Source organism: Thermoanaerobacter sp. YS13 (assembly GCF_000806225.2).
Classification (GTDB): Bacteria; Bacillota; Thermoanaerobacteria; order Thermoanaerobacterales; family Thermoanaerobacteraceae; genus Thermoanaerobacter; species Thermoanaerobacter uzonensis.
The window spans coordinates 532112-547170 of record NZ_JOOI01000001.1 but is presented as its reverse complement, the minus strand read 5'-3'; the positions used below and the strand labels follow the sequence as shown (position 1 = coordinate 547170).

General features: G+C 32.9%; 13 protein-coding genes. All 13 read left to right on the top strand.

The annotated features are described in order from the left end of the window. The first annotated feature begins 13 nt into the window (after window positions 1-13). Window positions 14-4237 carry a PolC-type DNA polymerase III gene (locus THYS13_RS02805; RefSeq protein WP_042833062.1) on the top strand — a complete coding sequence of 1408 codons (4224 nt, stop codon included), beginning with the start codon at window positions 14-16 and terminating at the stop codon, window positions 4235-4237. A 124-nt stretch (window positions 4238-4361) separates the two neighbouring features. Further along, window positions 4362-4817: a ribosome maturation factor RimP gene (gene rimP / locus THYS13_RS02800; RefSeq protein ID WP_042833061.1), complete on the top strand. Its 456-nt coding sequence runs from the start codon at window positions 4362-4364 to the stop codon at window positions 4815-4817. Window positions 4818-4840: 23 nt separating this feature from the next. Beyond that, on the top strand, window positions 4841-5881 hold the full coding sequence (nusA, locus tag THYS13_RS02795; RefSeq protein WP_042833060.1) for a transcription termination factor NusA: 1041 nt from the start codon (window positions 4841-4843) through the stop codon (window positions 5879-5881). Window positions 5882-5894: 13 nt separating this feature from the next. Next, window positions 5895-6167 carry an RNase P modulator RnpM gene (gene rnpM / locus THYS13_RS02790; RefSeq protein WP_029689070.1) on the top strand — a complete coding sequence of 91 codons (273 nt, stop codon included), beginning with the start codon at window positions 5895-5897 and terminating at the stop codon, window positions 6165-6167. After that, on the top strand, window positions 6157-6480 hold the full coding sequence (locus tag THYS13_RS02785) for a ribosomal L7Ae/L30e/S12e/Gadd45 family protein (RefSeq protein WP_029689071.1): 324 nt from the start codon (window positions 6157-6159) through the stop codon (window positions 6478-6480). Before rnpM ends, THYS13_RS02785 begins: the two co-directional genes overlap by 11 nt. Beyond that, a complete protein-coding gene (gene infB, locus THYS13_RS02780) occupies window positions 6467-8560 on the top strand; it encodes a translation initiation factor IF-2 (RefSeq protein ID WP_042833059.1) in 2094 nt (697 codons plus the stop codon). The genes THYS13_RS02785 and infB overlap by 14 nt, the downstream gene beginning before the upstream one ends. Before the next feature lie 13 nt (window positions 8561-8573). Continuing rightward, window positions 8574-8933: a 30S ribosome-binding factor RbfA gene (gene rbfA, locus THYS13_RS02775; RefSeq protein ID WP_042833058.1), complete on the top strand. Its 360-nt coding sequence runs from the start codon at window positions 8574-8576 to the stop codon at window positions 8931-8933. Beyond that, entirely contained in the window at window positions 8930-9883 is a 954-nt protein-coding gene (locus THYS13_RS02770) for a bifunctional oligoribonuclease/PAP phosphatase NrnA (RefSeq protein ID WP_042833057.1), read from the top strand. Before rbfA ends, THYS13_RS02770 begins: the two co-directional genes overlap by 4 nt. A gap of 3 nt (window positions 9884-9886) precedes the next feature. Further along, window positions 9887-10738, top strand: a complete 852-nt coding sequence (truB, locus tag THYS13_RS02765; protein ID WP_042833056.1) for a tRNA pseudouridine(55) synthase TruB — start codon at window positions 9887-9889, stop codon at window positions 10736-10738. A gap of 15 nt (window positions 10739-10753) precedes the next feature. Then, window positions 10754-11704: a bifunctional riboflavin kinase/FAD synthetase gene (locus tag THYS13_RS02760; protein ID WP_042833055.1), complete on the top strand. Its 951-nt coding sequence runs from the start codon at window positions 10754-10756 to the stop codon at window positions 11702-11704. Between the two features lie 88 nt (window positions 11705-11792). Further along, window positions 11793-12059: a 30S ribosomal protein S15 gene (gene rpsO / locus THYS13_RS02755; RefSeq protein ID WP_014062884.1), complete on the top strand. Its 267-nt coding sequence runs from the start codon at window positions 11793-11795 to the stop codon at window positions 12057-12059. Between the two features lie 51 nt (window positions 12060-12110). Then, complete coding sequence (locus tag THYS13_RS02750) at window positions 12111-14213, top strand: polyribonucleotide nucleotidyltransferase (protein ID WP_042833054.1); 2103 nt, start codon at window positions 12111-12113, stop codon at window positions 14211-14213. Window positions 14214-14315: 102 nt separating this feature from the next. After that, complete coding sequence (locus THYS13_RS02745; RefSeq protein ID WP_042833053.1) at window positions 14316-15032, top strand: polysaccharide deacetylase family protein; 717 nt, start codon at window positions 14316-14318, stop codon at window positions 15030-15032. The last annotated feature ends 27 nt before the right edge of the window (window positions 15033-15059 follow it).

Genomic DNA, 15059 nt, shown 5'->3' with positions numbered 1-15059 from the left:
AAAGAGGGATTTGATGATTCCAGCATTTTTCCTGCAGGAAATTGAAATAAAAAAAGTAAAACTATTAAAAAAAGAGAGAAAATTAATTGTAAGTGTATCCTCAAACAATCAAGCAAGTTCTCAGATAAAGAACTTCCGGGATTTTTTGCTTCATAAATTTCCTTTAATTAAGGAAGTAGAAGTCGTAATAGAACAAAAAGAAAAATTTAATAATCTTCAAGACATAGTAGATAATTTTGAAGAAATAATTTTAAAAATAAGCGAAGAATATCCCACTTCTCTTAGTTTTTTAAAAACCTGTGATGTAGTAACAGAAAATCAAAAGATAATAATTAAAGCTCCAAACGAAATAGTCTATCAATTTATAAAAAGCAATAAAATTGATTTTGTTCTTAAGAAATTTTTAAGGGATAAATATGGGTTTGAAGCAGAAATAAATTTAGTCCTTTTAGAAGAGTTTGAAGATACAATGGAAAAAATAATAATGGAAGAAGATATAAAAATTATTGAAGAAATCGCTAAAAGCGGGCAGAAGCAAGAAACTAGCAAAACGACAGAAAAAATTGAGGATAAAGAAGATTCCCAAGTACTTTTAGGAAAGGAAATAAAAGCTGAAGCAATATCCATTAAAAATATCACTGCAGAAACAGAAGAAGCAATAATAGAAGGTGAAATCTTTTCTCTCGAGTTTAAGGAATTAAAGTCCAAAATTTTAATGACTTTTGATATAACTGATTATACTTCATCAATACTTGTAAAAGCTTTTTTAACTGAGGAAAAGTATATTTATTTAAAAGAGAATATCCAAGTAGGCAGTTTTGTAAAATTAGGAGGGAAAGTTTTCTACGATAAATATGAAGGAGACTTAGTAATAAGTTTAAAAGACCTTCAGCTAACATCTCCAAAAGAAAGAAAGGACTTAAGTGAAGAAAAAAGAGTGGAACTTCACTTACACACGCAAATGAGTAGTATGGATGCAGTAGCCTCTGCAACAGAAGTGATTAAAAGAGCGGCAAAATGGGGACACAAAGCCATTGCTATAACAGACCATGCAGTTGTACAGGCATTTCCAGAAGCAATGGAAGCATCTTCTAAATACGGTGTAAAAGTCATATACGGTGTAGAAGGTTATTTGGTGGATGATGGTGTACCTATTGTAACAGGAGATACAGAAGCTACTTTAGAAGATGAATTTACTGTTTTTGATATAGAGACGACAGGTCTTTCCAATATAAATGATGAAATAATTGAAATTGGTGCAGTAAAAATAAAAGAAGGCAAAATAATAGATACTTTTGAAACTTTTGTTAATCCCCAAATCCCTATTTCTTCTTTTATTACAAAACTTACTGGAATTGACGGATCCATGGTTAAAGATGCTCCTTCTATAGAAGAAATATTACCTAAATTTTTAGAGTTTGCTTCTAACAGTGTTTTAGTAGCTCATAATGCAAATTTTGATGTGTCTTTTATAAAATCTAAAGCTAAAAAATTTAATTTAAATGTAAACAATGCGGTTTTAGATACCTTAGAACTAAGTAGGCATTTATATAAAGATTTGAAAAATTACAAGCTAGATACACTGTCTGAACACTTGCAGGTAAAATTGGAACATCACCACAGAGCAGTAGATGATGCTAGAGCTACAGCTGAAATATTTATAAAAACTATTGATAGATTAAAAGAATTAGGAGTAAAAAAAGTAAAAGATATAAATGCCATATTAAGAGAAAGTGAAGTTGACATACGGAAACTTCCTTCCTATCATGTTACAATTTTAGTAAAAGATCAAAAAGGACTGAGAAATTTATATGAAATAATTTCTAAGTCTAATTTGGAATATTTCCATAGGACACCTCGGATTCCAAAAAGTTTACTTATTAGTAGGAGAGAAGGCCTTCTCATTGGTTCTGCTTGTGAACAAGGGGAAGTTTTTAGGGCAATTGTATCTAACTTAGAAGAAAAGAAACTAGAGAATATTATTTCTTTTTACGATTATTTAGAAATACAGCCTGTTGGAAATAATGAGTTTTTAGTTGAAAAAGGAGAATTAAAAAGCGTAGAAGAATTAAAAGAAATTAATCGAAAAATTTATCTTTTAGGTAAAGAATACAATAAATTAGTAGTAGCAACAGGAGATGTGCACTTTTTAGATCCATGGGATAATATATACAGAAAAATTTTAATGGCAGGAAAAGGATATAAGGATGCAGATAGGCAACCACCTTTGTATTTTAAAACAACTGATGAGATGCTAAAAGAATTTGAATATTTAGGGGAAGAAGTAGCAAAAGAGATTGTAATCGATAATCCTAATAAAATTGCTGACCTTGTAGAAGAAGTAAAACCCATACCAGATGGAACATTTCCTCCCGTGATAGAAGGAGCTGAAGAAGAATTAAGAAGGCTTACTTTAGATAAGGCTCATGAAATATACGGGTACCCTTTGCCGGAAATAGTACAAAATCGCTTAGATAGAGAATTAAATTCTATAATTAACAATGGATATGCAGTCATGTATATTATAGCTCAAAAATTAGTATCTAAGTCTTTAAAAGATGGGTATTTGGTTGGTTCTAGAGGTTCTGTAGGTTCTTCTTTAGTAGCTACTATGAGCGGAATAACAGAAGTAAATCCTTTGCCACCTCATTATGTTTGCCCAAATTGTAAGTATTCCGAGTTTATAACTGATGGAAGCTATGGTTGTGGTGTGGACATGCCTGATAGGACTTGTCCTCACTGTGGCACTTTGATGAGGAAAGATGGTTTTGATATACCTTTTGAAGTGTTTTTAGGCTTTGAAGGAGATAAAGAACCAGATATAGACCTTAATTTTTCTGGAGAATATCAACCTATTGCTCATAAGTATACAGAGGAACTTTTCGGAAAAGGTCATGTTTTTAGAGCAGGCACTATTGGAACTTTAGCAGATAAAACTGCTTATGGATATGTAAAAAAATATTTTGAAGAACGCAATTTAATAGTTCATAAATCAGAAATCAAAAGACTCACTATAGGTTGTACAGGGGTAAAAAGAACTACAGGGCAACATCCAGGTGGAATAATGGTCGTGCCAAAAGACAAGAGCATTTATGACTTTACTCCAATACAGCATCCTGCTGATGCCGAAGACACTGATGTTATAACAACTCACTTTGATTACCATTCAATAAGTGGAAGACTTTTAAAACTAGATATTCTAGGACATGATGACCCTACAGTTATAAGAATGCTAGAGGATTTGACAGGAATTAATGCAAGAGAAATACCTTTAGACGATAAAAAAACTATGAGCTTATTTACCAGTGTAGAAGCATTGGGAATAGACCCTGAAGAGCTAAATACTCCTGTGGGTACTTTAGGATTACCCGAGTTTGGAACAAAGTTTGTAAGACAGATGCTTATTGACACTCGTCCTACTACTTTTTCAGAACTAGTACGCATAAGTGGACTTTCTCATGGCACTGATGTATGGCTCAACAATGCTCAGGACATAATAAGAGAAGGAATAGCTACATTAAAAGAAGTAATATCTACAAGAGATGACATAATGCTTTATTTGATAAGCAAAGGTATGGACAAAAAATTGTCTTTCAAAATAATGGAAAATGTAAGAAAAGGCAAAGGTGTGACACCAGAAGGAATAGAAGAAATGAAAAAACACGGTGTTCCAAATTGGTTTATTGAGTCTTGCCAAAAAATAAAATATATGTTTCCTAAGGCCCATGCCGTTGCATATGTAATAATGGCATTTCGAATTGCTTATTTTAAAGTTCATTATCCAGAAGCCTTTTATGCTACTTACTTTACTGTTAGAGCAGATGACTTTAATTTAGATATTGTATTAAAAGGGAAAGACAGAATAAAAAATGCTATAAAGGAGATAGAAGCTAAAGGAAATAATGCTAGTCCTAAAGAAAAAAATCTTTTGAGCGTATTAGAAGTAGCTTTAGAGATGTACTTAAGAGGATTTAAGTTTATAAATGTAGATTTATATAAATCTGATGCAGTCAAATTTTTGATTACTGAAAAAGGATTGCTACCACCTCTTAATTCTCTAGAAGGAGTAGGAATACAAGCAGCCAAAACAATTGCACAAGAAAGAGAAAATGGCAAATTTCTATCTATTGAAGATTTTAGAAACAGAACAAAGGTCAGTAAAACAGTTATAGAAATATTAAAACAGCATGGATGTTTAACCGATTTGCCAGAATCTAATCAATTAAGTTTATTTTAGTGTTGCGTTGGTAAAAGGTGTATGCTATAATTGTTATGTCAACATAGATTTTTTGCACAAAGAGTGGGTTTTCCCACTCTTTAGTTTATATAATGAAAAATAAAAGTTTTAGGAGGAGAAGGATATGTCCAAAATAGAACAAATTGCAAAGGATTTAGTAATGCCTATTTTAGAAAAAAATAATTTTGAACTGGTAGATGTAGAATACAAAAAGGAAGGAAGCCACTGGTATTTGAGAGTTTATATAGATAAAGAAGGAGGTATTACTTTAGATGATTGTCAACTGGTTAGCGAGTATTTAAGCGATAGATTAGATGAAGCAGACCCAATAGAACACAGTTATATTTTAGAAGTATCTTCTCCCGGTCTCGATAGACCTCTTAAAAAACCACGCGATTTTGAAAGAAATATAGGAAAAGAAATAGAAATATCCCTATATTCTCCTATTGATAAGAGAAAAAAGTTTGAAGGCGAACTTATAGAGTTTACAGGTGATAAAATAACTATTCTCTATAATGGAGAAAGAAAGGAATTTGATATGAAGAATGTAAGTCTTGTTAAACCAGTAATAAAGTTTTAAAATTAAGGAGGGAGGATAAAATAATGAATACAGAATTCATAGAAGCTTTAAATTCTATCTGTGAGGAAAAAGGCATTCCAAAAGATACAATGTTTGAAGCGATAGAAGCTGCTTTAGTTTCTGCCTACAAAAAAAATTATGGTTCTTCGCAAAATGCTAAAATTGTGATGGACAGAGAAACAGGTGATGTAAAAGTTTATGCACAAAAAACAGTAGTAGAAGAGGTCTACAATGACCTCTTAGAAATAAGTTTAGAAGAAGCGAGAAAAATAAATAAAAAATATCAGATAGGAGATATAGTTGATATAGAAGTAACGCCAAAAAATTTTGGCAGGATTGCAGCACAAACCGCAAAACAAGTTGTGATTCAACGGATTAGAGAAGCGGAAAGAAATGTGATTTATGAAGAATTTTTGAGTAAAGAAACAGAAGTAGTAACAGGAATTGTAACCAAGGTAGATAAAAAGAATGTACTCATTAATTTAGGTCGAGTTGAAGCTATATTAGGCCCGACAGAACAAATTCCAGGTGAAACTTTTGCACCAGGAGACAGAGTTAAGGTGTATATTGTGGAAGTAAAAAAGACTACTAAAGGACCTCAGATTTTAATTTCTCGTTCTCATCCAGGGCTTGTAAAAAGGTTATTTGAATTGGAATCCCCAGAAATTCAACAAGGAATAGTTGAAATACGGAGCATTGCTCGAGAAGCTGGTTCACGCACAAAAATGGCGGTTTTTAGCAGAGATGGAAATGTAGATCCTGTAGGGGCTTGTGTTGGATATAAAGGTGCGAGGGTACAAGCTGTTGTCAATGAACTAAAAGGAGAAAAAATAGATATAGTCAAATGGAGTTCAAAACCTCAAGAATTTATAATGAACGCTTTAAGCCCAGCAAAAGCGTTAAGTATAGAAATTTTAGATGAGAAAGAAAAAGTGGCAAGAATAATTGTACCTGATTATCAATTGTCTTTAGCAATTGGAAAAGAAGGTCAAAATGCGAGGCTGGCGGCAAAGCTCACAGGTTGGAAAATAGACATAAAAAGTGAATCAATGGTAAAAAGTTAAGTGAGGTGAAAAGATGAAAACCAAAAAGGTTCCAATGAGAATGTGCTTAGGCTGTCAGCAGATGAAACCGAAAAGGGAATTAATACGCATTGTAAGACGTGCAAAAGATTCAGTTGTACAAGTGGATTTAACAGGTAAAGTGCCGGGGAGAGGTTGCTATATTTGCAAAGATATAAATTGCCTTGAAAAAGCTTTTAAAAATAAAAGGTTAGAAAAAGCGCTAGAAGTACCAATTTCTGATGAAATTTACGAACAACTAAAGAGGGAGATAGAGGATGAAGAATGACAGATTTCATTCTATGCTCGGAATAAGCAAAAAAGCAGGTAAACTTGTCTCTGGCAATTATAGTGTGGATAAATACCTTAAACTTAAGAAAATCTTTTTAGTCGTATTGGCTACTGACGTGTCAAAAAATACTTTTAAAAAATTTGCTACAATGTGTGAACGAAATAAAGTCCCGTACATTGTATATTCCACAAAAGAGTTATTGGCAAAAGCTATAGGAAGAGAAATGGTCGGAGTAATTGGTATTACAGACGAAGGATTAGCAAATGTATTATTGGATGCTGCAAAGGAGGAAAATTATGGAGGTGAATAATATGTCTAAAACAAGAGTTTATGAATTAGCAAAAGAATTAAATTTATCTAGTAAAGACCTTATTTCTAAATTAAATGATTTAGATATAAAAGTAAAAAATCATATGAGCACATTGGAAGATGAAGAAGTAGAATTGATAATGGATTTATTAAGTGATAAACCACAACAAACAGAAGAGGTCGATCAACAAAAGGAAGAAGATATATTTGAGGACAATTTAGAAGACATAGAAAAAGAAAGAGTTTATAAGAAGAGCTTTAAAAAAGGTAACAAAAAAAATAAGAAGAATAACAAAAAAATGGTTTTAACAGAAGAAAAAGAAGAGGACGAAATTAAAATAATCACTATTCCAGAGTTTTTAACTGTAAAAGAGTTAGCAGAAAAAATGAAAGTCAATCCTACAGAAATAATTAAAAAGTTAATTGCTAAAGGAATAATGGTTACAGTAAATCAACAAATTGACTTTGAAAATGCAGCTAAAATTGCTGAAGAATATGGATTTTTAGTAGACAAAGAGGAAGTAAAAAATGAATTAGAAATGTTATTAGAAGAAACGCCCGATGATGAAAAAGATTTGCAACCTCGTCCTCCTATTGTTACTGTAATGGGACATGTGGACCACGGTAAAACTTCTTTATTAGACGCCATCAGAAATACAAATGTCACTATGAAAGAAATGGGAGGAATTACACAGCACATAGGAGCTTCTGTAGTTGAGATAAATGATAAAAAAATTGTCTTTTTAGATACACCCGGCCACGAAGCTTTTACTGCTATGAGAGCAAGAGGAGCCAGCATCACAGATATTGTCGTGCTAGTAGTAGCCGCAGATGACGGTGTTATGCCTCAAACTGTAGAAGCAATAAACCACGTGAAAGCCGCCAACGTACCCATGATTGTAGCTATAAACAAAATAGATTTGCCAACTGCAAATCCAGATAGGGTGAAAACAGAACTAAGTGAGTTAGGCTTAGTGCCAGAAGAATGGGGAGGAAATACAATTTGTGTACCTGTTTCTGCTAAGAAGAATATAGGTATAGATAATCTTTTAGAAATGATTTTGCTGGTTGCTGAAATGGAAGATTTAAAAGCTAATCCAAATAAGCCAGCAAGAGGTACTATAATAGAAGCAAAGCTAGAAAAAGGAAAGGGTCCTGTTGCAACTGTCATTGTGCAAAATGGAACTTTGCAAATAGGAGATGTTATTTTAGCAGGTACTGTTTATGGAAAAGTAAGGGCAATGTTTGACGATAAAGGTAAAAGGATTAAAAAAGCAGGACCTTCTATGCCCGTAGAGGTTTTGGGTTTTTCTGAAGTACCAGAAGCCGGAGATAAACTCATAGTAGTAGAGGACGAGAAAAAAGCAAGAGAATTAGCAGAAAGACGTAGAGAACTTCAAAAAGAAATGGAACTTAAACGCAAGCAAAAAGTTTCATTAGAGGACTTATTTAGTCAAATACAGGAAGGCAGTGTAAAAGAGTTAAATATTATCATCAAAGCGGATGTTCAAGGTTCAGTAGAAGCACTAAAAAAATCTATTGAAGACTTAAGCAACGAAGAAGTTAGAATAAAGGTAATACACGGAGCAGTAGGCGCAATAACTGAAACAGATGTTATGCTTGCATCAGCTTCTAATGCCATAATAATAGGTTTTAATGTAAGACCAGAGACTAACGCTAAAAATCTCGCAGAAAAAGAAAAGGTAGATATAAAGCTTTATCGAATTATATATGAGGCTATTGAAGATATCAAAGCGGCTATGAAAGGTCTGTTGGAGCCAAAATATAAAGAAGTAGAGTTAGGAAGAGCAGAAGTTAGAGCTGTTTTTAGAGTACCTGGTATAGGAAATGTAGCTGGATGCTATGTGTTAAGTGGCAAGATATTAAGGAATGCTGATATACGTGTAGTAAGGGATGGTATTGTAGTTTATGAAGGTAAAATTGCTTCTTTAAAGAGGTTTAAAGACGACGTAAGAGAGGTGCAACAAGGATTTGAATGTGGTATAGGTATAGATAGGTTCAATGACATTAAAGAGGGGGATATAATAGAAGCTTATCAAATGGAAGAAATTCCTCGTTGAAAGGATGAGTATAATGCAGTACAGGAATAGTCGACTTTCAGAAGAAATGAAAAGAGAAATAAGTAAGATGATTTTAGAAGAAATTAAAGACCCAAGAATTAAAGCAATGGTTAGTATAACTGATATAGAACTTACTAAAGACTTTAGATATGCTAAAGTTTATGTAAGTATTTACGGGAATGAAGAAGATAAACGTGAAACTTTTGAAGGGCTAAAAAGTGCAGCCAGCTACATCAGACACGAAATTGGAAGAAGAATAAAAATGAGATATACTCCTGAAATTATCTTTGAATTGGATCGATCTATAGAATACGGAGCTTATATTTCTGAAATATTAAAAGAACTAAACAAGCAAGAGGGTGATGGTAATTGATATTAATTGATGCAATTAATCACATAAAAGATGCTAAAAGTGTAATCGTAGCTTCTCACATTGCACCCGATGGAGATGCTATAGGCACTGTTACAGGAATGTATAAAGTATTAAAAAAAATGGGAAAAGAAGTAGATGTATTCATAGATGACGAAATCCCTGAAATGTACAATTTTGTCCCTAATGTTGATAAAATATCAAGACCATTTTATAAAGAGGCGGAGGTGGTTTTGATTTTTGACTGTGCTGATGAAGAAAGATTGGGCAGCACCAAAGAACTTTTAAAAACTTCTGCTGTAACTATTAATGTTGACCATCACATTTCAAATACTTTGTATGCCAAATTGAATTATGTAGATACTAACGCAGCAGCAACAGCAGAAATAGCTTATCAAATTGTTAAATTGTTAGGAGTAGGATTTGATGAAGAAATAGCTACAAGTTTTTATACAGCGATTTTGACAGATAGTGGCGGATTTATGTACGAATCAACTACTTCTATAACTCATCAAATAGCTGGGGACTTAATAAACAATGGCGCTAAATTTAAAGAAATAGGAGATAAAGTTTTTAATACTCTCAAGTTCAACAAAGCAAAACTTTTGGGAAGAGCCTTAAATAGCCTTACATTATATAAGGGCGGAAAAGTTGCTTATATGGAAATTTTAAAAAAGGACTTCCAAGAAACAAACACAAACCTTTCACATATAGAAAATATTATCACTTATGCTAGAAATATTGAAGGAGTAGAAGTAGCAGTACTATTAGTAGAAAAAGGAGAAGAGGCAAAAATTAGTTTAAGATCAAAAGAAAAAATAGATGTAAATAAAATTGCAAATATTTTTGGCGGTGGAGGACATGTAAGAGCTGCTGGATGTAGCATCAAAGGAAATATCCAAGAAGCCAAAGAAAAAATTTTACAGGCAATATTCAAAGAGTTAGAGGGATAAAAATTGGAAGGAGTACTCAATATTTTAAAGCCTCCTGGTATGACTTCCCATGATGTTGTAGATTTTATTAGGAAAATCTATAATATACGAAAAGTAGGCCATACAGGAACATTAGACCCGGATGCAGCAGGAGTACTGCCTGTTTGTATAGGAAATGCCACTAAATTTGTCTCTTATCTTCTTGAGCAGGATAAAAGATATAGATTTGAAATAACCTTTGGCTTTACTACAGACACTTTGGATAAAAGCGGCAAAATTGTAAAAAGCGGGCCTGTAAGGATTCTGAGAGAAGAAGAATTAAGGCAAGTTTTAAATAAATTTAAAGGGAGAATAAAACAAATTCCTCCAATGTATTCTGCAAAGAAAATAAAAGGAAAAAAGTTATACGAATATGCAAGAGAAGGTAAAAGAATTGATATTCCACCTATTGAAGTTACCATATACGATATTGGATTAGTTGAGTATGAACCACCTTATCGAGTATTAATAGATGTGAAATGTTCTAAAGGCACCTATGTGAGAGCTTTAGTAAGAGATATATGCGAAAAATTAAATATGCCGGGATATATGTCTATGTTGATAAGAACAGAGGTTAGTGCTTTTAAAATAGAAGATGCATATACTCTTGAAGAAATAAAAGAGAAGAAAGTATTGTTGCAGCCAATAGATAAGTTTATTAAATTACCTTCTGTACAATTAAATAAAATGGAAGCTGAAAAAATTTTAAAAGGCCAATTTATTCAAAGTAGATATCCTATTGAAACTTCACTTTTGAAGTTATATGATAATAATGGTAAATTTCTCGGCATTGGGATTTTAGAGCGAAATAAAATCCGTCCAAAAAGACTTCTTTGAGGGGGAAATGATAATTTGCAGATTGTTGATGAAAGCAATGTGTCAAAATACAAAGAGGCCAAAGTAATAGCTTTAGGCAATTTTGATGGAGTTCATATAGGTCACCAGGAATTAATTAAGCAAACAATAGCTCTTTCTAAAGAGAATAATTTAGCGAGCGCTGTTTTCACTTTTAAACAGCATACTTCAAAAATTTTAATCCCTGACAAGCAACCAGAGCTTATAACTACTTATCAAAAAAAGGTAGAAATTTTAAAGCAATTTAACCTTGATTATGGAATATTTTTTGACTTTACTGAAAGTTTTTCTAAATTAACTGCTGAAGAATTTATAAAAAAATTTTTAGTAGAGCTATTAAACATTAAAATAGCAGTGGTGGGACATAATTATAGATTTGGCTACAAAGCTTTAGGGAATGTAAATACATTAAAAAAATATTCCAAAATATATTCATATAAAGTTTATGTTATCCCACCAGTTATAAGGGAAGGTATTGTAGTAAGCAGCAGCTATATCAGGGAATTAATAAAATCCGGTAAAATTGAGAAAGCCAATGAGTTATTAGGACGTTTTTTCTCATTGCGAGGAAAAGTGATTCATGGACAAGAAATTGGGCGAAAATTAGGTTTCCCTACTGCTAATCTGCAAATATCAGAAGATTTGGTTTTGCCAAAAGCAGGAGTATATGTAACGCGAGTAATAATAGAAGACAAATTTTATATAGCTGTCACAAATGTTGGCTCTAAGCCTACTTTTGGTGGCAAAAACATTTCTGTCGAATCTTACATTTTAGATTACAATGAAAATTTATACGGCAAATATTTAGAAGTTGAATTTATAACAAGAATAAGAGATGAAATTAAATTTCAAAATTTAGAAGCCTTAAAAGAACAAGTTTTTAAAGATATTAATTATGCTAAAAACTTCAAAAATATTTTACAACAGAAATATTATGTGATAAAATAAAATAGCGAATTTACCTTATGCTTTGATATCCGTATCTCCAGCGGTATTCTATGCATAAGGCGTATTCTAAAAGATGGGGGTGAAAAAAGTGCTAGACAAAGAAAGAAAGGCAGAAATAATCAATAAGTTCAAGCTCCACGATACTGACACAGGTTCTCCAGAAGTTCAAATTGCCCTTTTAACTGAGAGAATAAATAACTTAAATGCTCATCTGCAAGTTCATAAAAAAGACCATCATTCAAGAAGAGGTCTTCTTAAAATGGTTGGGCAAAGGAGGGCACTGTTAAATTATTTAATGAAAACAGATATGGAAAGGTATCGTGCCATTATTGAAAAATTAGATTTAAGAAAATAGAGCGAGATACCTCGCTCTATTTTCTATAAAATTTTACGAAAGGAGGATAACATGGAAGAACGAACTTTTGAAATGGAACTAGCCGGGAGAAAGTTGTTAGTCCAGATAGGAAAAGTAGCTCAACAAGCAAATGGAGCAGCTTGGGTAAAATACGGGGATACTGTCGTTCTAGTTACCGCCTGTGCTTCCAAAGAACCCCGAGAAGGGATTGACTTTTTTCCTTTAACTGTTGAGTATGAAGAAAGACTGTACTCTGTTGGTAAAATTCCTGGTGGTTTCATAAAAAGAGAAGGAAAACCTAGTGAAAAGGCAATTCTCTCTGCTCGGTTAATTGACAGACCAATTAGGCCTTTATTTCCACATGGTTATAGAAATGACGTGCAAGTTATAGCTACAGTTTTATCTGTTGACCCTGATGTACAACCAGAAATAGTCGCAATGATTGGTTCCTCTGTTGCTCTTTCAATTTCTGATATTCCTTTTAATGGTCCTACAGGAGCGGTAGCAGTAGGATTAGTCGATGGGCAATTTATAATTAATCCTAACCATGAGCAAAGAGAAAAAAGCTTAATGCATTTGGTGGTTTCAGGAACAAAAGATGCTATTGTAATGGTGGAAGCAGGGGCAAAAGAGATCCCTGAAGAAACTATGCTAGATGCTATAATGTATGCTCACGAATATATCAAACAGATTGTAGAGTTTATAGAAGGAATAGTTAAAGAAGTAGGTATTCCGAAAAGCGAAGTAATTTTACATGAAATAGACAAAGAACTAGAGGAAAAAGTAAGAGCCTATGCAACAGAAAAAATATACAATGCGTTAAGAACAGCAGAAAAGAAAGAGAGAAATGATAACTTAGATAAAGTTGAACAAGAAGTTTTAGAGCACTTTAAAGAAGAATATCCTGATAATCTTGCTGATATAGATGAAGTACTTTATAATATAATGAAAGAACAAATGCGAAAAATGATAACAGAGGAAAGAATGAGAGTAGATGGCAGGGGCCTTGATGACATAAGACCAATATGGTGCGAAGTAGGAGTGCTACCCAGAACCCACGGTTCAGCGATTTTCACAAGAGGACAAACTCAAGTGCTTACAGTAGCAACATTAGGTGCATTAGGAGATATTCAGATTTTAGATGGCATAGGAGATGAAGAAGCAAAAAGATATATGCATCATTACAATTTTCCACCCTACAGTGTTGGAGAAGTAAGGCCTCTAAGAGGTCCCGGTAGAAGGGAAATTGGTCATGGAGCTTTAGCAGAAAGGGCTTTAGAACCGGTGATTCCTTCTGAAGAGGAATTTCCCTATACTATAAGATTAGTGTCAGAAGTTTTAAGTTCCAATGGTTCTACTTCTCAAGCTAGTGTTTGCGGAAGTACTTTAGCTTTAATGGATGCAGGAGTTCCAATAAAAGCTCCAGTTGCAGGAGTAGCTATGGGGCTTATCAAGGAAGGAGATGTAGTTTCTGTACTCACTGATATACAAGGAATTGAAGACTTTTTAGGGGATATGGACTTCAAAGTAGCAGGCACAGAATATGGGATCACAGCAATACAAATGGATATAAAAATTCCTGGAATTGACAAAGAAATTTTAAAAATGGCTTTAGAAAAGGCCCGAAATGGGAGACTATACATTCTTAGCAAAATGTTAGAAGTTATAAAAGAGCCAAGAAAACAGTTATCAGTATACGCACCTCGTGTTATAAGGATGGTAGTTGACCCTGAAAAAATTAGAGAAATAATCGGACCTGGTGGCAAAACCATAAGTAAAATTATTGCAGAAACGGGAGTAAAAATTGATATTGAAGAAGACGGTAGGTTATACATTACTGCTTCTGATTTGAGATCTGGCGAAAGAGCTAAGCAAATGATTGAGGCTATAACAAAAGATATAGCAGTAGGAGAAATTTATTTAGGAAAAGTGCTTAGAATAACACCCTTTGGAGCTTTTGTAGAAATTGCTCCTGGTAAAGAAGGACTTGTCCACATTTCTAAGCTATCAAAAAAACGGGTACAAAAAGTAGAAGATGTAGTAAAGGTTGGCGATGACATATTGGTAAAAGTCACAGAAATAGATAAACTAGGGAGAATAAGCCTTTCAAGAAAAGACGCATTGCCTGATGAAGAGGAAGAAGAAAGAAACTAAAGGCATAAACCGACCCACGGTTTATGTTTTTTATTTTTTAGTAATATATTCACCGCCTGTTTGAATAAAATTAAAGTGAGAATATCAACGGGTGGTGTTATAATGAAAATATTTTATATAAAATATCCTAAAAAAAGCTTTTGGATTATTTTTTCTTTAGTAATATTATTGCTCATCTTTTTAATTTACATAATTACACGCAGTGTTTCTGTTTTTAACAGCAATGAACCTATTTATAAAGGAGATACAAAGGAAAAAAAGATTGCCTTTGCTTGCAACGTCGCATGGGGAGATGAGTACATACCAAAAATGTTAGATATTTTTAAAGATAACAACATCCATATTACATTTTTTTTTGAAGGAAAATGGGCAGAAAAAAATCCTAATGTTGTAAAAGATATTTATCAAAAAGGCCATGAAATCGGAAGTCATGGATACACACATGTAAAATATACAAATTTAAGTAGGCAACAATATGAAGAAGATATTAAAAAAAGCGGTGAAATTTTAGAGAAAATTACAGGAACAAAGCCTACCCTTTTTGCACCACCGTATGGTGATTTCAATGATGAAGTAGTAAAAGTAGCAGAACAATTAGGATATAAAGTTATTCTATGGAGTTTGGACACTATAGATTGGAATAATCCAAGTCCTCAAACAATTGTAGATAGAGTTATGACTAAATATCACAATGGTGCTATTGTGTTAATGCACCCTACTCAAAATACCGTGGAAGCATTGCCCCAGATAATAAAACAACTTAAAGAAAAAGGTTATAAAATAACTAAAGTATCGGAGGTAATTGTAGATAACAATTAAATTTGCTATAATAATAATTAAATTTGC